General features: G+C 58.4%; 24 protein-coding genes and 1 pseudogene. 8 read left to right on the top strand and 17 right to left on the bottom strand.

Annotation, left to right across the window (positions count from 1 at the left end; all coding sequences use genetic code 11):
• Positions 1-4: 4 nt before the first annotated feature.
• From QVF59_RS11520 to QVF59_RS11500, 5 genes are all read right to left on the bottom strand, one after another.
• Entirely contained in the window at positions 5-658 is a 654-nt protein-coding gene (locus tag QVF59_RS11520) for a methionine ABC transporter permease (protein WP_287879963.1), read from the bottom strand.
• The gene (locus QVF59_RS11515; RefSeq protein WP_287879962.1) at positions 651-1,781 is read right to left on the bottom strand and encodes a methionine ABC transporter ATP-binding protein; all 1,131 of its coding nucleotides are present in this window, start codon (positions 1,779-1,781) and stop codon (positions 651-653) included. Before QVF59_RS11515 ends, QVF59_RS11520 begins: the two co-directional genes overlap by 8 nt.
• 11 nt (positions 1,782-1,792) lie before the next feature.
• Entirely contained in the window at positions 1,793-2,605 is an 813-nt protein-coding gene (locus tag QVF59_RS11510; RefSeq protein WP_287879960.1) for a MetQ/NlpA family ABC transporter substrate-binding protein, read from the bottom strand.
• Between the two features lie 195 nt (positions 2,606-2,800).
• On the bottom strand, positions 2,801-3,391 hold the full coding sequence (locus tag QVF59_RS11505; RefSeq protein WP_287879959.1) for a malonic semialdehyde reductase: 591 nt from the start codon (positions 3,389-3,391) through the stop codon (positions 2,801-2,803).
• 9 nt (positions 3,392-3,400) lie between these two features.
• Positions 3,401-3,619, bottom strand: a complete 219-nt coding sequence (locus QVF59_RS11500; RefSeq protein WP_045847830.1) for a TOBE domain-containing protein — start codon at positions 3,617-3,619, stop codon at positions 3,401-3,403.
• On the opposite strand from QVF59_RS11500, the gene QVF59_RS11495 reads away from it, so the two are divergent.
• On the top strand, positions 3,618-3,815 hold the full coding sequence (locus tag QVF59_RS11495) for a hypothetical protein (protein ID WP_287879956.1): 198 nt from the start codon (positions 3,618-3,620) through the stop codon (positions 3,813-3,815). The two genes, QVF59_RS11500 and QVF59_RS11495, sit on opposite strands and share 2 nt — an antisense overlap.
• A gap of 285 nt (positions 3,816-4,100) precedes the next feature.
• Here QVF59_RS11495 and QVF59_RS11490 read toward each other — a convergent pair whose 3' ends face one another.
• The 3 genes from QVF59_RS11490 to QVF59_RS11480 form a co-directional block, all read right to left on the bottom strand.
• A complete protein-coding gene (locus tag QVF59_RS11490; protein ID WP_287879954.1) occupies positions 4,101-4,886 on the bottom strand; it encodes an SDR family NAD(P)-dependent oxidoreductase in 786 nt (261 codons plus the stop codon).
• A gap of 91 nt (positions 4,887-4,977) precedes the next feature.
• Entirely contained in the window at positions 4,978-5,979 is a 1,002-nt protein-coding gene (locus tag QVF59_RS11485) for an NADP-dependent oxidoreductase (protein WP_287879951.1), read from the bottom strand.
• Positions 5,980-6,052: 73 nt separating this feature from the next.
• The gene (locus tag QVF59_RS11480) at positions 6,053-6,214 is read right to left on the bottom strand and encodes a hypothetical protein (protein WP_287879949.1); all 162 of its coding nucleotides are present in this window, start codon (positions 6,212-6,214) and stop codon (positions 6,053-6,055) included.
• Between the two features lie 149 nt (positions 6,215-6,363).
• On the opposite strand from QVF59_RS11480, the gene QVF59_RS11475 reads away from it, so the two are divergent.
• Both QVF59_RS11475 and QVF59_RS11470 read left to right on the top strand, forming a co-directional pair.
• Complete coding sequence (locus QVF59_RS11475) at positions 6,364-6,804, top strand: winged helix-turn-helix transcriptional regulator (protein ID WP_287879947.1); 441 nt, start codon at positions 6,364-6,366, stop codon at positions 6,802-6,804.
• A gap of 246 nt (positions 6,805-7,050) precedes the next feature.
• Entirely contained in the window at positions 7,051-7,344 is a 294-nt protein-coding gene (locus tag QVF59_RS11470) for a hypothetical protein (RefSeq protein WP_287879945.1), read from the top strand.
• A gap of 128 nt (positions 7,345-7,472) precedes the next feature.
• Here QVF59_RS11470 and QVF59_RS11465 read toward each other — a convergent pair whose 3' ends face one another.
• The 8 genes from QVF59_RS11465 to QVF59_RS11430 all read right to left on the bottom strand — a co-directional run bounded on the left by QVF59_RS11465 (position 7,473) and on the right by QVF59_RS11430 (position 16,995).
• Positions 7,473-8,462, bottom strand: a complete 990-nt coding sequence (locus QVF59_RS11465; RefSeq protein WP_159877584.1) for a LysR substrate-binding domain-containing protein — start codon at positions 8,460-8,462, stop codon at positions 7,473-7,475.
• A 153-nt stretch (positions 8,463-8,615) separates the two neighbouring features.
• The gene (locus tag QVF59_RS11460; RefSeq protein WP_287879941.1) at positions 8,616-10,109 is read right to left on the bottom strand and encodes an aldehyde dehydrogenase; all 1,494 of its coding nucleotides are present in this window, start codon (positions 10,107-10,109) and stop codon (positions 8,616-8,618) included.
• A gap of 24 nt (positions 10,110-10,133) precedes the next feature.
• Positions 10,134-11,465, bottom strand: coding sequence for an NAD(P)/FAD-dependent oxidoreductase (locus QVF59_RS11455; protein ID WP_287879939.1), 1,332 nt, complete (start codon positions 11,463-11,465; stop codon positions 10,134-10,136).
• Between the two features lie 5 nt (positions 11,466-11,470).
• Positions 11,471-12,355 (bottom strand): dihydrodipicolinate synthase family protein, encoded by an 885-nt coding sequence (locus QVF59_RS11450; RefSeq protein ID WP_287879938.1) that lies wholly within the window; start codon positions 12,353-12,355, stop codon positions 11,471-11,473.
• A gap of 147 nt (positions 12,356-12,502) precedes the next feature.
• The gene (locus QVF59_RS11445; RefSeq protein ID WP_287879936.1) at positions 12,503-13,777 is read right to left on the bottom strand and encodes a serine hydroxymethyltransferase; all 1,275 of its coding nucleotides are present in this window, start codon (positions 13,775-13,777) and stop codon (positions 12,503-12,505) included.
• An 87-nt stretch (positions 13,778-13,864) separates the two neighbouring features.
• Positions 13,865-14,746, bottom strand: a complete 882-nt coding sequence (locus QVF59_RS11440; RefSeq protein WP_159877593.1) for a glycine betaine ABC transporter substrate-binding protein — start codon at positions 14,744-14,746, stop codon at positions 13,865-13,867.
• A gap of 108 nt (positions 14,747-14,854) precedes the next feature.
• Positions 14,855-15,736, bottom strand: a complete 882-nt coding sequence (locus QVF59_RS11435; RefSeq protein ID WP_287879933.1) for an ABC transporter permease — start codon at positions 15,734-15,736, stop codon at positions 14,855-14,857.
• Positions 15,733-16,995 (bottom strand): quaternary amine ABC transporter ATP-binding protein, encoded by a 1,263-nt coding sequence (locus QVF59_RS11430; RefSeq protein ID WP_287879931.1) that lies wholly within the window; start codon positions 16,993-16,995, stop codon positions 15,733-15,735. The genes QVF59_RS11435 and QVF59_RS11430 overlap by 4 nt, the downstream gene beginning before the upstream one ends.
• Positions 16,996-17,449: 454 nt before the next feature.
• Here QVF59_RS11430 and QVF59_RS11425 point away from each other — a divergent pair, with 454 nt between their 5' ends.
• The 5 genes and pseudogenes from QVF59_RS11425 (at position 17,450) to QVF59_RS11410 (ending at position 19,709) form a co-directional block, all read left to right on the top strand.
• Positions 17,450-17,656, top strand: coding sequence for a hypothetical protein (locus tag QVF59_RS11425; protein WP_159877599.1), 207 nt, complete (start codon positions 17,450-17,452; stop codon positions 17,654-17,656).
• Positions 17,653-18,681, top strand: coding sequence for a GlxA family transcriptional regulator (locus QVF59_RS11420; protein ID WP_287879928.1), 1,029 nt, complete (start codon positions 17,653-17,655; stop codon positions 18,679-18,681). Before QVF59_RS11425 ends, QVF59_RS11420 begins: the two co-directional genes overlap by 4 nt.
• A gap of 164 nt (positions 18,682-18,845) precedes the next feature.
• Complete coding sequence (locus tag QVF59_RS11415; protein ID WP_276608552.1) at positions 18,846-18,977, top strand: hypothetical protein; 132 nt, start codon at positions 18,846-18,848, stop codon at positions 18,975-18,977.
• A 119-nt stretch (positions 18,978-19,096) separates the two neighbouring features.
• Positions 19,097-19,222: pseudogene (locus QVF59_RS20845) on the top strand (Rieske 2Fe-2S domain-containing protein); the annotation flags it as partial.
• A gap of 73 nt (positions 19,223-19,295) precedes the next feature.
• Positions 19,296-19,709 carry an SRPBCC family protein gene (locus QVF59_RS11410; protein ID WP_287879926.1) on the top strand — a complete coding sequence of 138 codons (414 nt, stop codon included), beginning with the start codon at positions 19,296-19,298 and terminating at the stop codon, positions 19,707-19,709.
• Positions 19,710-19,911: 202 nt separating this feature from the next.
• Here the strand turns inward: QVF59_RS11410 and QVF59_RS11405 are convergent, their stop codons facing one another.
• Entirely contained in the window at positions 19,912-20,778 is an 867-nt protein-coding gene (locus QVF59_RS11405) for an AAA family ATPase (RefSeq protein ID WP_287879923.1), read from the bottom strand.
• Between the last annotated feature and the right edge of the window lie 348 nt (positions 20,779-21,126).

The raw sequence follows: 21,126 nt of genomic DNA, 5'->3' as shown, positions 1-21,126 counted from the left end.
CGGCTTATTGACGATGATTGAGACGACGCGCCAGCACATCACCGGCGGTCTGCACCACGCTGACCAGCACCACCAGGCCGATGAGCACCGACACCATCACCTGGGTATCAAAGCGCTGATAGCCGTAACGGATGGCGACATCGCCCAGGCCACCGGCCCCCACGGCACCGGCCATGGCCGAGGAGCCGATCATGGCCACCAGGGTGATGGTGAGGCCGGAGACGATGCCCGGCAGCGCTTCGGGCAGCAGCACATGCCACAGCACATCGCGCTTGCGCCCGCCCATGGCCTGCACCGCTTCAATCAGCCCGCGGTCCACTTCGCGCAGGCTGACTTCGGCAATACGGGCAAAAAACGGAATACCGGCCACCGACAGCGGCACCACCGCCGCCCACACGCCGATGGTGGTGCCCACCACCAGCCGGGTGAAGGGCAGCAGCACCACCAGCAGAATGATGAAAGGCACCGAGCGGAACACATTCACCACGCTGCCCACGCCCCGGTTTAGCCAGGGCCGGGCGTACAGGTCAGCCGGACCGGTAGTCACCAGCAGCAAGGCCAGCGCCAGGCCGAAGATGGCGGACACCAGCGCTGACACGCTGACCATTTGCAGGGTCTGCCAGGCGGCAGTCAGATACAGATCAAAAGAATCAGGCATGGTCGACGTACCCCAGGATGCGGATATTGCCAGCCGGAATGGCCAGCTGACGGGCCAGATCACCCAGCCGGTTGCGCGACTGCGGTGCGCAGGCCAGCACCAGCCTGCCCTGCGCCCGGCCCTGTATGCGTTCCACGCCACCATGCAGCAGGCGGGTGGCCGGCCCCAGTGCCGCCACCAGCGGGCCCAGCGCCGGGTCCTGCCCGCTGACGCCATCCAGCCGCACATCCAGCAGCAGTTCCGACTGCGCACTGGATGGTTCCGCCACAATGCGCCCGGCCACATCGGCGGGCAGTTCATGATTCAGCGAGGCCAGCAAGGCGCGGGTGGCATCGGCCTGTGGTGCACCAAACACCTGCCATACCGGCCCCAGCTCCACCACCTTGCCCGCTTCCAGCACGGCCACGCGGTCGCACACTTCGCGGATGACGGCCATTTCGTGGGTAATCAGCACCACGGTGACCTTGAGCTGACGGTTGATATCGCGCAGCAGCGCCAGAATGGACTGAGTGGTTTCCGGGTCCAGTGCCGAGGTGGCTTCGTCGCACAGCAGCAGTTCCGGCTGATGCACCAGCGCGCGGGCAATGCCCACCCGCTGCTTCTGGCCGCCGGACAAGCGGGACGGATAGACATCGCGCTTGCCCTCCAGCCCCACCAGTTGCAGCAGGCTGTCGACGCGGGCGTCAATCTCGGCCTGCGGCAGCCCGGCTATCTTCAGGGGCAGGCCGATGTTCTGTGCCACCGTGCGTGAGGACAGCAGGTTGAAATGCTGGAAAATCATGCCGATGCCGCGCCGCGCCTGCGCCAGCTGGGCTTCGTTCAGGCCGGACAAATCCTTGCCTGCCACCAGCACCTGCCCGCTGCCGGGTGACTCCAGCCGGTTGATGGTGCGCAGCAAGGTGGACTTGCCCGCGCCACTGCGGCCGATGATGCCGAAGATTTCGCCACGCTGGATGTCAAAGCTCACATCCTGCAAGGCCTGCACGCTGCGCCCGCCAGCCTGGAACTGACGCCCCACCTGCCGGAAGCTCACCAGCGCCTCCCCGGCGGGTTCCGCCTTCCGCTGCCACAAGGCCGGGCCTTGTTCTACCTCTGGCCGGATTGCCTCTGCCAATGCATTCATGCGCCTCTCCCTCACAGCCAGGCCGGGGCGTACAACTTGCCGAACACCTTGTCCAGCGAGGCACGCACCTGCTTTGATTGCTGATAGATGGTAATGAAGCGGCGGATTTGCGCATTGTTCACATCCTGTTTGCGCACCACCCATTGCAGGGCGTAAATCCTGTTTTCCAGCCCGTCAAACAGCAAGGCATTGTCCGGGTTGTCGCCCGCCAGCTTGAGGAAGGACGGATAGCCTTGCGCCAGATCCACATCATCCAGCGAGCGCGCCAGTTGCGAGGCTTCCAGCTGCACGATCTGCAGCTTGCTCGGATTGGCCACGATATCCTGGATGGTGGCCTTGTAACCCAGGCCGGGCTTGAGCTTGATCAGCCCGGCTTTTTCCAGCAGCAGCAAGCCACGGCCGCCATTCACCGGGTCGCCGGCAATGGCCACCTTGCCTCCCACCGGAATCTGGGCAAAGGATTTCCATTTGTGCGAGTACAGGCCGATTTTCATGATGGTGCCGGGGGCAATCGGCACGAAATCGTAACCGCCCTGCTTCTTGGCGTTTTCCAGAAACGGAATGTGCTGGAAATAATTGACATCGATATCCCCGTTGGCCAGTGCGGCATTGGGCGTGTTCCAGTCGGAAAACTCCACCAGCTCCACATTCAGCCCCTGGGCCTTGGCTTCCTTTACTGCAATCTGCAGCGATTCGATTTGCGGCGTGGACGACACCCCCACCTTGATGCCATTGGGACCGGCCATGGCCAGCGTGCTGACAGCCAGCAGCAGCGTGGCCAGCACACCGCCCCAACGTGAGGATTTGATTGTTGATGACTGCATTGCAGACTCCCTGATGGTGGCTGCCGCAAGTGGGTGGGCAGCACATTCAGGGGACAGACTAACCATCCGGCATGAATCAACAAACCAAGAAAATCGCTGTTTTATATCTTAAATTCAGATAAATACCGGCAAATGACGACAAAAGCCGCCCATGCATACACATGAGCGGCCAACAGCTTCACATGAGTAATCCGGTCAGACGATGGCAGCAGCCTGCTCGAATTCCAGCCGTGGCCCGCGCGGCGGCAAACCTTCCGTCACGCCGTAACCCAGGTTCACCACCAGCAAGCTGCGCCACTGGCCATCCGGGAAGAAGGCGGCATCCACGGCAGCGGCATCAAACCCGGCCATGGGTCCGGCGTCCAGCCCCAGTGCACGGGCAGCCAGAATCAGATACGCCGCTTGCAGGCTGGCATTCAGCCGCGCGTGCGGCTCCACCAGTTGCGGCAGACCATCGTAAAAGCCCTTGGCGTCGTAGGCCGAAAACTGCTGGGGCAGATGCTGATGAAAGGCCGGGTCCCAGGCCAGCACCACGGTGAGCGGCGCCGCCGCGGTCTTGTCGCGATTGCCCGATGACAACGCAGGCAGCAGCTTTTGCCGGGCCTCGTCGCTGTGGATGAACAGATAACGGCCTGGCTGGCCATTGAAGGCGGTCGGCCCCCATTTCAACAGCTCATACAGCTGGCGAATGGTGGATTCGGCAACCGGCTTGTCCTGGAAACGGTGATTGGAACGTGCGGCAACAAACAGTTGTTGCAGTGCGGCTTCGGGCAGAATGGCGCTCATGCCTGCTCCTTACGCCAGCGTGGCAATGGACACTTCGGTGGACTTGACGAAGGCAATCACCGGCGAGCCCACTTTCAGTTGCAGCTCGCGTACCGAGCGGGTGGTAATTACCGAGGTGACAATGCCGGAGGCGGTTTCCACATCCACTTCGGACAGGACCGGCCCTTCCAGGATTTCCTTGATCACGCCCTTGAACTGGTTGCGTACATTGAGGGATTGAATGCTCATGACAGATCCTTTGCCGTTTGGTACCAGGCGGACAAAGCGGCCGCTGGAAACAGCAATCAAACTAGCAGAGGCAAGGCTGATGACTAAGCAAGAAAACCTGATTTTCTTATCAAGAATACTGAATCTGAAACATGGGCAAAGTCAGACCACGCCCAAGCCGGGCGCATCAGGAGCGCTGAGCCAACCGGTCGCCTGACCAGACCATGCCAAATGACTTCATCAGGCGAAAAATTGCCCTTGATAAATCCATCATATTTCAGACCTATATCACCTCCTTGAACACGCACTGCGACACCTGCTCCATTAAGCGGATCCCAGTGATCCCCCACCACAGAGGTGCTGAAGGAACAACAAGGGAGGCTGGCCCGCCTTGGAATTAGCCCTGCATCGGTAGGCCATTTTTGCGCCTCCCTCATCAACAAATCGAGTCGGGGTGGCCAGGTGAGTTTCCGATATTACTGTTCTCCGAAATACATATGCATCAGACGCGATAGCGCTCGGCAGCTTGTGCTTGCCGAATATCCGACATCAGCCCTTGGCGTGCAGCATCCAGCGTATCCCAGCGTTCGGCCACATGCAGCGGCGGAATGGTGATCAGTTCACGGCGATCAAAGCCAAGCAGCGCCGCATCCACCAGCTCGCCAACCTCCATCACTTCAGGCAGGGTATTGATGTCGATGCCGGCGCGCTGCCACAAGTCTGTACGGGTTGCGGCCGGCAGCACGGCTTGTACATAGACGCCGCGGGAGGACAGCTCCTGGTTCAGCCCCTGCGACAGGAACAAGACGAAGGCCTTGGTCGCACCATAGACCGACATGCCGAACTCCGGCGCGAACGCGACCACTGAACCAATGTTGACAATGGCACCGCTGCCAGACTGGACAAAGCGCGGGGCGACCGCAGCCGCAAGCCGTGTGAGCGCCTGCGTATTCAGCGTGAGCAGCTGATCGATACTGTCCGGAGTCTGCTGCACAAAGCTGCCTGCCTGGGCAAGGCCTGCGTTGTTGATCAGGATGCCAATCCTTGCGTCATTGCGCAGGCGGTCTTCCACCACTTGCAGGTCGCTGGGCTGGGTGAGGTCCGCCGGTAAAACTTCAACAGCAATATTGAATTCATTCCGCAAGCGTGTTGCCAGGGCATCCAGTCGTGTTCTGTCTCGTGCAACAAGAACCAGATCGTGGCCGCGTTGGGCAAACCGATCAGCATAGGTAGCGCCAATGCCACTGGAAGCACCGGTAATCAAAACAACAGCATTTTCATTTTTCATTTGAGGGAACCTGCTTGCTTGTAATAGCGAAACGCGTCACGCCTGTCGGGCGGACTGTGATTGGAAATGCCGGAATGGCAAGGATCAGGCGCTATCTGATCCGTACCACAACCTTGCCTTTGGCCCGCCCCTGAGCAAGGTACTCAAGGGCTTCCTTTGCTTGTGCAAATGGAAATACCTTGTCAATAACCGGCTGGATACGCTCGGCCCGCAAGAGATTGCCGATTTCAGAGAGCTGAGCACCATCAGGCCGTACAAAGTGAAAGGCGTAGCTGACCCCTTGTTTTTTTGCCAGCCGGGTGATCCTGCGGCTCATCAGGCCAAAAACAAATTCAAGTACAAAATTCAAGCGTTTGGCGCGCGCAAACGCGGCATCCAGCGGGCCAATGAGTGAAACGATCTTGCCGCCGGGTTTGAGAATGCGTAGCGACTTCTCGATTGCATCCCCCCTGATGGTTCCCAGAACCACGTCATAGCCGTGCAGCACGTTTTCGAATTCACTCTTTCTGTAGTCAACCACCTCGTCGGCACCCAGTTGGCTGACCAGTGGCACATTGCTCGTACTTGTTGTGGTGCCGACCGTGGCACCAAAATACTTGGCCAATTGAATTGCAAATGTTCCGATACCACCCGAGCCCGCTGGAATAAATACTTTCTGTCCTTTTTTCAGCTCTGCGCGTTCTTTCAGCGCTTGCCAGGAAGTCAATCCCACCATCGGAATGGATGCCGCTTGCACAAAGTCCAGATTGGCCGGTTTGTGTGCGGCAGACTCTTCCGGCACAACAGCAAACTCGGCAATTGAGCCCGTTCCCTGGTCAAAAATGCTGGCAAACACAGCATCACCCGGCTTGAAGTGCGTGACGCAGCTGCCAACCTCCACCACCACGCCAGCAAGGTCGCTGCCGAGTGTTGCTGGCAGCTGAAAATGCAGTACGGGTTTGAACATTCCCGTTGGAACCATATTGTCTATCGGGTTTAAGCCCGCGGCATGAACCTCAACAAGTAGCTCATTGGGTTTCAGAATAGGACGCGCCACCTCTGACAAGCCGATTTCAGGCTTCTTTCCGTAGCGTTTGAAGGTAAGGGCTTTCATCAATTTCTCTCAGTTTTCGGTAAAGGCAAAGAAGCAATGGTTCTTGCTTGATCGGATTCAATTTTGGGACGACTCATTGAGCAACTACGTCTGCAGTTGCAGCTTCATCTCTACTTTGGCTACCAGAGGGAACTTGCTGAGCAGTTGCATCCTTTGCCGTAGACAGGTCATGACCAATGCCAACAGTCATCAGCGTGAAAACAAGGTAAGTCAGCGGGGCCGCGAGGATGAGCATGGGAAAACTCCTGTATGTTTAGCGCTTGCAGACCTTTCACCCTTTGCTTCAGGGTTGGTAGGCAGATGGATTCTTGGTCACCAAAGTGTTACTATCAATTTGAAAGTAACAGTAACACCCTTTTCCCCGATAGTCACTATTAAATTGATATGGACAAGAAAAATAGTTGCAGCAACCCCTGCCCAATCGCCCGCAGCCTTGCTCTGGTTGGTGATGCCTGGAGCATGCTGATCCTGCGTGATGCGCATGCAGGATTGACCCGTTTTGACCAATTCAGGAAAAGCCTGGGGATCGCGCCAACCATGCTGACGGCAAGGCTGGCCAAGCTGACGGAGGAGGGTTTGCTAGAGAAGAGGCGTTATTCAGAACACCCGCCACGTGACGAATATGTCCTGACTACGGCAGGCATAGACTTCTTGCCGGTGTTGTTCATGATCGGAGCCTGGGGCCGCAAACATCGTGGCGGCGGCGAGATGATACGTTTTATGGATACTGAGAACGGTACCGAGATTCAGCCAGTGGCCATTGATGGGGCAACCGGCTTCCCAATCGGGACCAGGCCGATCAGCATCATTCTCCCGACAGAATGAGCTCCATAAACGCTTCCCTAAGACGCACAAATCCTGGTAACAAGCCAGGAGAAAGTCGTAAAACTCAATGCAGGTTTTGATGCAATACAAGCACAACGGACAACAAAAAAGCCCTGAATAATCAGGGCTTTTTTGTAGGTATCTGGCGGACAGGAGGGATTCCGAAGTCAATCGCACGAGGGCTGATTTGCTTTCCCCGTATTGTCATCGCAGAAGTGCATCGAGCTTGAACTGTACGGGGTGTAAATGCCTGACGCTTTCATCAGACCGGACATGCCGGGCATGGATGGACCAAAACAAAAAAACTGCCACCTGGAAGGATGGCAGACCAAAGAGACCACCACGCGGTCGAATCCAGAAAGCCTGAGGAAAAAAAGAAGGGGGAATTCCCCCTACCAATCCGAGGCACAACAAGATCTGTTTTACCAAGGGCTCGCTGGTATCCGACAGTGCAAAAGCGATAGAAAATGGATTCAAAGCGTCAACTTGAAGAATATCCGCGCCGAAAGTCACATCGCATGTGTTGATCCGACCTTATAGGACATTCAATCTGGCCGCCCCGCATCGCCCGCACATGGCGGACCAGTCAGGATCTAACAGCCACTGTCATTCAGCAGCACGTCAAATGGCAGGCATCCATAACTGTGCAGGAGAAGGTATCCAGAAAATCAGGCTTGCGGCGCACTCAGCCCGTTCATCATCCCCTCCACCTCGGCCAGCAGCCATTCGCGCAACTGCTGGTATTCCTGGCGATGATGGGCGTTGCGGTGGGTAATCAGATAATGATGCCGGTCGTTGAAGACAATGGATTCGTTGACTGGACGCTGCAACTGCCCCTGCGCCACCTGGCGGTGCACCAGATGGTGCCAGCCCAGCAAGGTGCCCTCCCCAGCTTCGGCCTGCGCCACCAGCAGGCGGTAGTCATTGCTTTCCAGATAATTGTCTTCGCTGACCCGGTCCGAATCATCGCCCTTCTGGAACCAGTTGCGCCACACGCGCCAATCCACGTGTTCGCATACCTGGGTACGGCCCAGCGGCGACAGGTGCAGCGAAGGATGGGCCAGCAAGTCCAGCGGCTTGATCTTTTTACCGTGAAAATGCTGCTCGAAAAACGCAGGACTGCATACCGGGTACACCACATCGTGGAACAGCGGCTCCACCTCGTATTCCGGTTCGCGCGGCGGGTTTTTGGTAATGATGACATCCGGTTCCATCAGGTCGTCCAGCTCCATGAACTGGTCGGTCACCGTCACATGCAGGCGGATGCCGGGATGCAGACGGCGGAAGGCTGCCAGCCGTGGCGATAGCCACAGTGCCGAAAAAGTATGTGACACGCAGAGGGTCAGCGCGTGCTTTTCGGTACGCCGTACCGCTTCGGCCGCCTCGGCGATGTTCATGATGGAAAGATAGGAGGCATTGTAGAGAATGCGTCCGGCGTCGGTCAGGGCGATATGCCTGCCGGTGCGCTGAAACAGTGCCACGTCCAGCGAGTCTTCCAGTTCCTTGATCTGTTTGCTGATGGCGGCCTGGGTCACGCACAGCACTTCGGCCGCCTGGGTAAAGCTTTCGTAGCGTGCGGCGGTGACAAAACAACGCAAGGCCCGCAAGGAGGGCATCTGCGCCAGTAAACGGTCGGTAAACAACTGCCTTTTCTGCATGGATGCAACCTTTGCCTGCTTTTCATACCCGGCCCGGCCCTATGAACAGCAGCCGCCCCCAGCGGGGGCAGCTGCTGGCAAGCGGGAGGCCGCAGGTACACAACAGGGCAAGGCCGGGCAGGCATGCCCGACCCTGTCTGCAGGTGCGCGGAATCAATCCAGCTTGAGCCAGGTTGTTTTCAGTTCACAATACTGGTCGTGAGCATAGACGGATTTGTCGCGGCCACCAAATCCGCTTTGGCCAAAGCCGCCAAACGGGGTGCTCAGGTCACCCTCGCCAAAGCAGTTGACGGTGACCGTACCGGCGCGGATGCGGGCGGCTACCTTGTGCGCGCTGTTGACATTGTCAGTCCACAGCGAGGCCGCCAGGCCGTAGCAGGTATCGTTGGCAATGCGGATGGCTTCTTCCACGTCCTGATATTCGATCACGCACAGCACCGGGCCGAACACTTCTTCACGGGCAATGCGCATGGCCGGGCTGACCCCATCAAAAATGGTGGGTTCGACAAACCAGCCACCGCTGTCACTCAGGGTGGCATTGCCGCCGCATACCAGATTCGCGCCTTCGGCCTTGGCCACGGCGATATGGTCCAGCACCTTCTGGTAATGCTTCTGCTCGATCAGCGCACCCAGCTTCACCTCCGGGTCCAGCGGATTACCGGTTTTCCAGGTCGCCAGCACTGACTGGATCTTGTCCAGCAACGCTTGCTTCATGCCGGCAGGCACCAGCAGCCGCGAACCGGCACTGCAGTTTTCGCCCATATTCCAGAAGGCGGCGGCCACGGCGCTCTCCGCCACCGCATCCAGATTGCTGACATCCGGCAGCACCAGTTGCGGGTTCTTGCCGCCGCATTCCAGCACCACGCGCTTGAGGTTGGTATCGGCGGAGTAGCGCAAAAAGCGCTTGCCGGTTTCGGTGGAACCGGTGAAGGCAATCAGATCCACATCCGGGTGGCAACCCAGTGCCTGCCCGGCACCACTGCCAAAGCCGGTGACCACGCTGAACACCCCGGCAGGCACACCCGCTTCCAGTGCCAGTTCGGCAATGCGCAGCGTGGACAGCGAGGTTTGCTCAGCTGGTTTCACAATAACGCTATTGCCCACCGACAGTGCCGGGCCGATTTTCCATGCCAGCATCAGCACCGGGAAGTTCCACGGCAGTACCGCGCCCACCACGCCGATGGCTTCGCGGGTAATCATCGACACCACGCCGGAGCCGGATGGCGACAGCGCGTCGTAACGCTTGTCGGTCACTTCGGCATGCCAGCGGATGCAGGCGGCAGACTCCGGAATATCCAGCCCCATGCACTCGGCAATCGGCTTGCCGGCTTCTAGCGCTTCCAGCAGCGCCAGTTCCTCGGCATGGTCGTCAATCAGCTGGGCCAGGCGCAGCAACACCGCCTTGCGCTGGGCCGGTGCGGCCTTGGCCCACACACCGCTATCAAAAGCCGCGCGAGCGGCCTTGACTGCACGGTCCACATCGGCGGCATCGCAGCAGGCCACGCTGGCCAGCACCTGACCGGTAGCTGGATTGAGCGTACTGAAAGTTTTGCCGGATTCCGCGCCACAGCGTTGCCCATCGATAAACGCACGGCCATCCAGCGTCAGTGCCGCAGCGTATTGTTGCCATTCCTGATAGCTCTTCATCTCTCTTTATCCTTTATATATGTGTCAAAGTTCGGGGCCGGCGGCCATTTCCTTGGCCCAGATGGCCGTGGAAACGGCAATGTCCATCAGCGGCCGCGGCGGCAAGGAACGCGGAAGCGGGGTCTCCAGCAACTGGCGCAGCAGGCTGCTGTCCTGACCCAGCGCATATTCGGCAATCAGCTTGCCGGAGGTAGACCCGCGGCTCAGCCCCAGCCCGTTGCAGCCTATGGCCTGGTAGATATTGTTTTCACGCTTGCCGAAAAACACACCGTTATTGGCCGACAAGCACAGCGCCCCACCCCAGGTGTATTGCAGCTCCACCGCCGGCAGCATGGGAAAGCGCCGGTCGAAGGAGCGCTGGTGCAGCCGTTTGGCGCGCGCCAGGTCTGCCGCACTGACGCTGACACCGGGGCGGAAGACAAAGTGGTTACGCACGCAGATGCGATCGGTGCTCAGACGGCGCACGGTGCTGCCCATCGGGTCGGCCGGAATCAGCGCCCAGGAAGACTGACCACCCAGTTGCTGCACTTCCTGTGGCGTCATCACCCGTGTGAGCGAGGCAAATGTGTATACCGGCAGCAGGCCGTTATGCTGCAAGCCAAAGCTGGCGGCATAGGCATTGGTACACAGGATGATGCGCCGGGCACGAATCTGCCCGCTGTCCAGCCGCAGCACATGGCCATCTGGCTGGCTGCTGATGTCGCGTACCGGGCTCATCTCGAATACCTGCACATTGGCCGACAGGCTGGCCGCCAGCCCGCGCATCAGCGCTGCCGGCTGCACGGTGCTGCAACCGGGGGTGAAAATGGCACGGTGGTAGAAGCCGGAGCCGGTCACCCGGCCAATGGCGGCCTCATCCAGCCATTCGAAACCTTCGCCGATACGCTCCAGCCCGTCGGCAAAATGCTGGAGTGCGGCTTCACCCTTGCGGCTGACCGCAGCGTGATACTTGCCATCATCCCGCCAGTCGCAGGCGATGCCATGCTGCTGCACCGCAGTGCGGACATAGTCGATGCCATGGCGCTGGAAGCGGACATCAGCCTGGTCCTCTTCCACGCTGCGCGAATAGCTTTCGCTGCTGATGTCATGTGGCAGGTCGACAAAGAAACCGGAGTTACGCCCGGCGGTAGAACGCCCGATCCGGTCGGCTTCCAGCAAGGCAATCGATGCATCCGGCGCGAGTTCGGCCAGTCGACGGGCGGCGCACAGGCCGGTGATGCCGCCGCCAATCACCACCCAGTCATACTGCTTGCCGGAAACCGCCTGCCGCGCTGCTGCAGCGGGCGGCAGGCTTTCCCACCAGCCGTTCACGCCATCCGGTGCCGGAAACCGGGCGAATTCCAGTTTTTGATCCATGGTGCTTATCCGTGCTGAATCATCGGCGAAACAATGGCGGCAAAGGCATCACGCTCAGCCTGGTTCAGTGTTCCCAGCGGTGCGCGGGCTACGCCCACTGCCTTGCCAGCCAGTTCGCAACCGTAACGCACGTACTGGATGAACTTGCCGCTGCGTTCCAGCAGTTCCAGTACCGGCAGCAGTTGTGCCATCAGCTGGCGGCCAAGCTGGAAGTCCCCCTGTTTGACGCAGGCGTCCAGCAGGGCAACGTGGGCTTCGGGCAGGAAGTTGGAAGCACCGCACACCCAGCTGCGGCAACCCCAGGCAAAGAATTCCAGTGCCTGATCGTCCATGCCGCAGCTCAGAACCAGTGAGTCCTTGAAGTGGGTGGACAGGTGATGCAGATGGCCGATATCGCCGGTGCTTTCCTTCATGGCCTGGAAGTTGGGCCGTTGCAGCAGGGTTTCCAGAATCTCGTCGCCAATGGCGGTACCGGTACGCGCCGGGAAGTTGTACAGCATGATGGGCAAGTCCAGCGCATCATCCACTTTCAACAAATGCTGCAACAGTTCTTCCTGCGTGGGCTGGGCATAGTACGGTGCCGCCACCAGCAGGGCCGACATGCCGGCGGCCTTGGCCGCCTGCCCCAGACGAATGACTTCGTCGGTGGTGGTGGCGTTGATGCCAGCAGTCAGCCAGGTCTTGCCACCGACGGCTTCTGCCACGGTGTTAAACGTGCGCACCCGCTCGTCAAAGCTCAGCGCGTAGTATTCGCCGGTGGTACCGCCGATGCCCAGACCATCCACCTTGCCAGCCAGGTCAGCCGCGTGTGATGCCAGCAGGTCGTGATTGATTTCGCCATCAGGCAGAAAAGGGGTGACCAGTGGGGTGTGTACGCCTTCAAAACGCATTTCATTTCTCCTTGTGGTTCCACCTGAGGCGGGCCTTGCAACAAGGCCGGCAGCGCGGTGGAGGCATGTAAAAGACAACAGCATCCCTGCCCTCCATGCGGATGGAGGGATGCCAGCACATCCGGGCCGCCTGGCCCGGCGCACTCATCAGATATGGGTTTCTGTCATCGGATAGATGGGAAACTGGCAACACAGCTCGCGCAGCTTGCTGCGTACCAGTCGTTCGACTTGCTCGTCACCGCCCGGGCTGACGTTCAGGCCACCGAGTACTTCCAGAATCAACTCGCCCAGCTGTTCAAACTGGGCCGTGCCAAAACCACGACTGGTACCGGCTGCCGTGGACAAGCAGATGCCGGCCTCCGCCAGTGGCTGCCCGCTGGCATCCATGCCGAACAGGCTGCAGGAAATACCGGCGCGTACCAGCGCGCTTTCGGCAGCCAGCGCATGGCCACCCTGCCCCGGCAGCGTCAGCAGCAGCAAGTGGTTGTCGGTTCCACCGCTAACCAGACGGACCCCACCAGCCAGCAGCACCCGCGCCAGTGCCTGGGCATTGCGCAGCATCTGCTTGATATAGCGGAAAAACTCCGGTCGCAGCGCCTCGCCAAACGCCACCGCCTTGCCGGCGATGACGTGCATCAACGGGCTGCTTTGCCGGCTGGGAAACACCGCGGCATCGGTCTTGCCCGCCAGTTCGGCACGGTTGCTCAGAATCACCCCACCACGCGGCCCGCGCAGGGTACGGTGGGTGGGCAGAATCGCCAGATCGGCAGCTGGCAGCGGATTGGGATGCAAACCCGCTGCTGCCAGTCCGGCGATATGGGTCATGTCCACCACCAGCATGGCACCGGCTTCATCGGCAATTTCCCGGAAACGTGGCAAGTCCAGCTGACGTGGATAGGCCGACCCACCCGCCACCAGCACGGCAGGCTTATGCTGCATGGCCAGTGCGTGGACAGTGCTGTAGTCCAGCAGGCCGCTGTCCGCAGCCCGGCCGTAATACACGGTGTCATACCAGCGGCCTGGCAGATGGGCAGCCTCGCCTTTGTCCGGCGACATGCGCAGCACGGTCTGACCGGGCTGTACATGGGCCAGCATGGCGGCATGACTGGCATGCGAGCCGGAATGCGGCAGCACATTGGCGTAATTGGCATCAAACAGGGCTTTCACCCGGTCTTCGGCCAGTGACACCACCCGGTCCAGATGCTCGCAGCCCGGGTAGTCGCGTGGCATGAAATGGCTTTCGCTGCCCCGGCTGGCCAGCACCGTGCCCTGTACTTCCAGCACGGCGGCGGAGACCAGGTTTTCCGATGCCAGCATTTCCACCTGCATTTGCTGGCGGCGCAGTTCCAGCGCCACTTCCGAGGCGATGACCGGGTCTCGACTCAGCAGCGGCTCGGCAAAGAAGCGCGAAATTTCATTCATGGACACACTCCACAGGGTGACGCCAATTGCGCCAGTCATCACATCATCAGCGGCCTGCCACTGGCAGCAGGCCTGGCCATGGCGGGCTTATTGCTGTAACCAGGCTTTCAGCTTTTCCGGATGGCTGTCGACAAACTTCATTGCAGCGGTGGCGTAGTCATTGGTGCTGTTGCCTTCCAGTTCGATGGCCTCCACATCAGCCAGCGTCAGTTTGAAGTGCTTCATGAATACATTGGCGCGCGGGAACTTGCCGGCGAAGGCCTTGGAAGCAAAGGCGTGAATCTGCTCCTCGCCACCCAGCGTGCCTTTCGGGTCTTTCAGGTAGCGCACTTTCCATTTCTGGAACAACCAGTGCGGGCTCCATACCGTGGCCACGATCCACTGCTTGCTCTGATAGGCGCGGGATACCCCGGCCAGCATGCCGGCTTCACTGGAGGACTGCAGGTTGTAACCAGCCAGGTTGTAGTCCTTGATGGTCTTTTCCGATGCCTGCATCAGGCCACCACCCGGCTCGATGCCCTGGATGATGCCGTTGAGCTTGCTCTTGACCGCGGGCTTGTTGAGGTCGGCAATGGTGGACACTTCCGACTCCGGCACATAGGCAGGGACTACCCAGCCATTCTTGCCGCCGGTGTAGATGATGCCCACATCATCAAGATTGTCCTTGTACTTGGCGTAGTAAGTACCGTGGGTGACTGGCAGCCAGCCGCCCACCATCAGGTCCAGATCGCCACGTGCCACGCCCTGGTACTGGATGCCGATGGCCGCCTGGACAAATTCCACCGGCTGCTTGAGCTTGGTTTCCATCACGTACTTGGCCACATTGGCCACCGCCAGTACGTCAGCCCAGTTGGTCACGGCAATCTTGACCGGTTCGGCCGATGCAGCAGACGCGGTGCCGACACCGGCAGCCACTACCATGGATACCAGCAGCTTGCGTGCCATCGATTGGGAAAAATGCTTTTTCATCGTGTTTCTCCTTTGTCACCGCTTTGGTTTTTTGAATCGCGCTGTCCTCTACACCGCGCGTTTACCACCACAGGCCAGCCGGATAGCCCTGCCTGCTTGCACCACTTCTCAGCCCTGCACTGCCTTGCCACTTGCCGGTTTGCTGGCACGCACGGTTTTGGGTTTCTTTTTGGCCTTCATGCCAAAGCTTTCGGTCAGACGGTCCAGTACGATGGCCAGCAACACCACGCCCAGGCCACCTTCGAAGCCGATGCCGATATCCAGCCGCTGAATGCCGCTGAGCACGTATTCACCCAGGCCACCGGCACCAATCATCGAAGCCACCACCACCATGGACAGCGCCATCATGATGGTCTGGTTCACCCCGGCCATGATGGATGGCAGGGCATTGGGCAGCTGGATCTTCCACAGCAGTTGCAGCTCGGTACTGCCAAAGGAACGCCCGGCTTCCATCAGCTCCTCACGCACCTGGCGGATGCCCAGCGTGGTAAGGCGCACCACTGGCGGCATGGAGAACACGATGGTGGCCATCACGGCGGGGACGCGCCCCAGGCCGAACAGGATGACTGCGGGAATCAGGTAGACGAAGGCCGGCATGGTCTGCATGAAGTCCAGCAAGGAACGCAACACCATTTCCACCCGGTTGTTGCGCGCCCCCCAGATGCCCAGCGGTACACCCAGTGCCAGGCTGAAACAGGTGGCGGCAATCACCAGCGCCAGCGTGGAGGCGGTTTGCGTCCACAGGCCCATGAAGTGGATGGCCTGCATGGCCAGGCCGACAAACACGGCAAACACCACGCCACGCCGCCACAGTGCCACCACCACCAGTGCCACCAGCACCACAATGAAGGGCAGCGCCAGCATCGTGTCTTCCAGCAGCTTGACTACCGCGCCCAGGCTGGCCGAGAAGGCATCGAACACGCCACGAAAATGGAGGAAGAGATAATTGACGAAATCTTCGGCAAACTTGCCGATTCCGGAAGAGTTCATGACTGTCTGCGCTCCATCACTTGTTTCAGAATGTTGCGGCAGGACACCACACCCGCCAGCTTGCCGCTGCCATCCAGCACCGGGACATCGTGTTCCTGCTCCAGCGCAATGGCGGCCAGCTGGTTCAGGTCGGCATCCAGCGTTACGGTGCGCACATCGGCCAGCAGTGCTTCTGCTACGGCAGCATCACCGGCCTGATGCAGCGATGCCGGGGTGACACAGCCCAGGTAACGGCCGGTGTCATCACAGACGTAGCCACACTCGGCACCGCTATCAATCAGGCGATTGAGCTGGGAGGATGCCGGGCTGGCCAGCGTACAGTTGAGCAGTGCCCTGCCTGCAGGGCTCAACATGCTGGAAGCCTTGAGGAAACGGGAGATGTCGACATTGCGGAAGAAGTCCCGCACATAGTCGTCAGCCGGAGACTGGATCAGCTCGGCAGGTGTGCCCACCTGGATCAGGCTGCCATCTTTCATGATGCCGATGCGGCCGCCAATCTTGATGGCCTCCTCGATATCGTGGGAGATGAACACGATGGTGCGCTGTTCTTCCTTCTGCAGGCGCAACAACTCGTTCTGCATTTCGGAACGGATCAGCGGGTCCAGCGCAGAGAAGGCCTCGTCCATCAGCAGTACCGACGGGTTCACCGCCAGGGCGCGGGCCAGGCCCACCCGCTGCTGCATGCCACCGGACAGTTCGCTGGGCAGGAACTTCTCGTAGGAACCCAGCCCCACCCGCACCAGCACCTTGCGCGCCACTTCATAACGCTCGGCCTTGGGGATACCGGCCACTTCCAGACCGTAGGCGATATTGTCCAGCACAGTACGGTTAGGCAGCAGGGCAAAGGACTGGAACACCATGGCCATTTTCTTGCGCCGTACTTCGCGCAGTTCCAGCGTGGACATGGGAGCGATGTCGCGCCCTTCCAGAATGACCTGGCCCGAGGTGGGTTCGATCAGACGGTTGAGCAGACGTACCAGGGTGGATTTGCCGGAACCGGACAAGCCCATGATGACGAAGATTTCCCCCGCCCTGACACTGAGGCTGACATTGTTTACCGCCACCATATTGCCGGTCTGTTCCAGCACTTCATTGCGGCCCATACCCTGCTTGAGCAAGGCAGCTGCACGTTCCGGCTTGGGGCCGAAAATCTTGGACAGGTTCTTCACGGTCAGAATATCGCTGCCATAGGTACTTTGCGGTGGAGCAAGCTGCGTCACCGCACCGGGTGCGACGGCTTCTTTCAGTGTGTATGCCATATTTGGGGTCATTCTTTATCCCAACTTGCAAGTTCAAGAAATCGAAGCCCCCAGGCTTACCCACTGCATGCATATCCCATCCGGGGCTTCATTCAGCATTGGTTGGCAACGTGGTTTATCATGCAGTGCAACAAATCTGGCATGACTTAATAAAACCGGAATCGCCAACCGCATTCGCAGCACATTTGTCTGACCATTCCGGTCATCGTCATCTGTGTGTAACGCTTGCCAACAAGCCTACCAATTCTCTTCATTACCTCCAGTTACATTTTCTGCACCCTTTCACCTACTTTTGGTAATGCATTAGTAATGTGCAGATTTCGCCGCATTGCACCATCACAATGCGACAAAAAATATTATTGTTTCATAACAATGACTTGCATCGATTTTTAGCAGGGCTTGTGTCGTATGGCCGACAAGGTGATGTCGTCATCGATCGAAAGAGGACTAGCAAATGGCACCTGATCGCAACTTGACTGGGCAATGCCGCGATTGCAATGATTTGCCTGAATCCCATGCAGCACAGCGGACGTCATTAATTGCACCTGAAGATAAAAGCCGCATTGCATTGTGTGAAAACTGTCATTGGAAATGGCTGCCAGATGATTTATTTCATTCAGCCATCAATTGCATGATCCCGCTTGAAACGGACATAACATGAACCAGCCCGCCCACGCCGATAATCGCCCGCCACAAAAACCCTTGTCAGTCGGGTTTATTCTGGCGCCGGAATTTACCCTCAGCGCTTTTTCCAATTTTGTTGATGTACTGCGCCTGGCGGCAGATGAAGGTGATTTCAGCCGGCAAATCCGTTGCAAATGGAAAATCCTCAGCCACGACAGCAGGCCCATCCAGTCCAGCAGCGGGCTGGAAGTCATCCCGACCACCGGCTTGGAAGACCCTCAGGCTTTCGACTACATCGTGGTCGTGGGTGGACTACTGCATGCCGGCAAGAAAATATCGCCGCAAATTGCTGCCTACCTGAAACAGGCCGACGAGGCTGGCGTAACGCTGATCGGTGTTTGCACCGGCAGTTTCATTCTGGCGCGTGCCGGGCTGATGCATGGTTATCACAGCTGCGTCAGCTGGTTTCACTACCATCACTTCGAGCAGGAATTTCCGAAATATCCGGTCAGCTCGGACGAGCTGTTCAATATTGATGGCAAACGCATGACCTGCGCTGGCGGTGCCGGGGTCATGCACCTGGCGGCCCATCTGATTGAAAAGCACTGCGGCAAATTCGAGGCAGCCCAGGCCTTGCGCATCATGCTGGAAGAAATGCCCCTGCCGGCATCCACGCCGCAGCCGCATTCGGTCATCACCGACAAGGTGTACAACCGCAGCGTGCGCAAGGCAGTGCAGCTGATCGAGCGCAATATCAGCAATCCGCTGACGGTGGACGACATCGCGCAAAAGGTGAATGTCAGCATCCGTCATCTGGAGCGGCTGTTCCATGCCGAACTGGGCATGACGCCCAGAAGCTATTCCGCCAAGCTGCGGCTGGATCACGCCCGGCACCTGATCCTGAACACCGACCACCGCATTTCCTTCATCGTGTTTGAATGCGGCTTTGTCGACTGCTCCCATTTTTCCAGACGCTTCAAACTGGAATTCGGCCTGACTCCCACCGAAATGCGCATCAAGCGCGGCACCATCAAGAAATTCCAACACAAGACAGCTGCCTGAACCTGCAACAGTCCATTACTCCCCATCCACAGCGAATACCAGTCGGTATTCGCTGTTTTACATTTCATGCTGGCCTTGGCTCCTGGTTCCACGCCCCATTCCGCATAAACAAAAATAAACCGCATTGACGCTATCTCCAACCACTTCAATACTCAGCAAAACTGATGTCAACACCATCAGAACAGTACAAAACCATTGCTGACAGCCCGTCACAGAAAGAGCTGCACCACATCGTCAAAGGAGAAAGCAGTCATGACGCAGGAATCGACAAGGCTGGAATTGATCCACCACCGTAAAGCGCGCCACGCCCTTACCCGGGAGCGCTATACCGACCCGGCTGTGTACCGCGCAAATCTGGCATAGCGTATGGATTTTTGTCGGCCATACCCTGGAGCTGGAAAAACCGGGCCAGTACATGACGGTACAAATCGGGGATCACCCGGTTGCCGTGGTTAGCGGCAACGATGGCACCGTAAGGACATTCAATGATGTCTGCCGTCATCGCGGTGCCAAGATATGTCAGGGTGACAGCGGAAAATCAGCAAAAATGGCCGGTCCCTATCACCAATGGACGTTTGGTCTGGATGGCAAACTGTTGTACGCCGGCAATATGGGTGAATGCACACGGGCTGAAGCCGGTGCACGGTGCCGTAGTGGAAACTTGTATCTATGTCTGTGTGGCCGAAACCACCCCGGACTTCGACACCTTTGCCAGCGCAGTGCAACCTTTCCTCGCTCCGCACCAACTGGACAACTGCAAGGTGGCGCATGAGTCATCCATCGTGGAAAAGGACAACTGGAAACTGGTATTCGAAAACAACCGCGAGTGCTATCCCTGCGAAGGCTCTCCCCCGGAACTGCTCAACTCCTTCGTGGAAAACCATTCGGTAGCCGGTGTGGCCGATGGTAATGACCCGGAACTCACCGCTTTCTGGGACCGTTGCGAAGCAGGTGGATTACCCAGCCGCCTGCTGATGGCGGAAAACGGCCAGTTCCGCATGACACGCATTCAGCAATCAGTCCGCTAGCTGCCCGTGGCGACCACTTTGTCTGAATGGCTGCATTCGCCGGCTGCTTAGGGCCATTTTCGACCCGAAGAAGAAAGATAAAACACACATCCGTCAACAGCGTCGAGTTCGGCTAGAGTTGTTTCCATCCCATTTAAAATGGCTGCTTTCGTATTGGAACTCAGCCATTTTGGTATCCGGCTAGTTGGGGAACATACGGCTTTCAATGATGAATCACATTCAAGCATTCATCTTCCCGCGGTGGCTCGTAATATCGGGAGATACGTTCAAATGTTACATCGTCAACGGTAAATGGGTGAGTGCCGGATTGATTTCGTAAGTGCAGGCGCTCCTTGCAGAGTGAATCTGGTACATCCAGAAGATGTAGAGAGTGAGCTACTCCGGCCCGAGTGCAGACAGACATAGCCCACTGCCGAGATGCAACGGTATTAGCCGGCACGTCCAGTACCACTGAAAGGCCAGCTTGCAGTAACTCTTCTACATGCCCTCCCAACACATCTTTCAATAGTCCAGAACAGCGCACATAGTCGACCACTTCCTTTATGGCATCTGGATACAGCCTAGCCAGCCACTCATCCTCGCTAATCAGTACTGTTTTGGGTTCTTTGGCTAGTTTCCGTGCCAGGGTTGATTTTCCAGAGCAAATCTTGCCGCACAGCAGATGCAGGGATGGTGGCATCTCAATCAGGCTGGTGCCGTAGGAATTGTCGATGGCACAGCGCCAGACACCTGCTGGATCCCGGCGGAACACATAAGTGGCGAACCGGGTTGCCTGCCAAGCTTGTCCGGCTTCACGTTCCGCCTGTAATTCGGTACGAGCTAGTACTAGTGCGGTGTCACCACCAGCGACTACTTGCATGTCTGCTTGGCTGACTTGTAGGGTGTGGTTGAAGTACTGGGCGATGGCGGGGAAGACTGCGCGAATCTGTTCACCACCTCGAGCGAGCATGCCGGGCTGAACCACGAGCACGGCGTCACTAGCATAAAACGCCATCAGCTCATCAAAGTCTTCCCGGTTGATTGCGTGGTCGGCCGCTGCGATGATTTCCTTCAGTTCCTGCTGAGGCATGGATTTGCTCCTGGTCTGTAGTGTGGTAACCAAGCAGACGGAAACAAAAAAACCCGCCTGCTGGGGCGGGTTGCTTGGCCAAAGCCTTGATGCGTGCTAACCCACCATTCCAAGAATGGTGGTAATAATTGCGATCATGCATTGGTCATGGCTTGTCATATGGTTCATTCTGTAGGCAGCAAATAGGGATGTCAATCTATGTGGCAGGGGTACAAGTTTGCTTGGGACTGCGATCTGCCCTAACTCAGACTGGCTGCAGGTCGGCCAAAGTAGACATTCGAGTTCCAGATTGACTGTGGCCGCTTACCGATTGGAAGCGGCCACAAAAGTATCCAGCAAACGTGGGGC

It is taken from the genome of Aquitalea sp. (assembly GCF_030150775.1).
GTDB lineage: Bacteria > Pseudomonadota > Gammaproteobacteria > Burkholderiales > Chromobacteriaceae > Aquitalea > Aquitalea denitrificans.
This window is presented reverse-complemented; position numbering and strand designations above follow the sequence as displayed.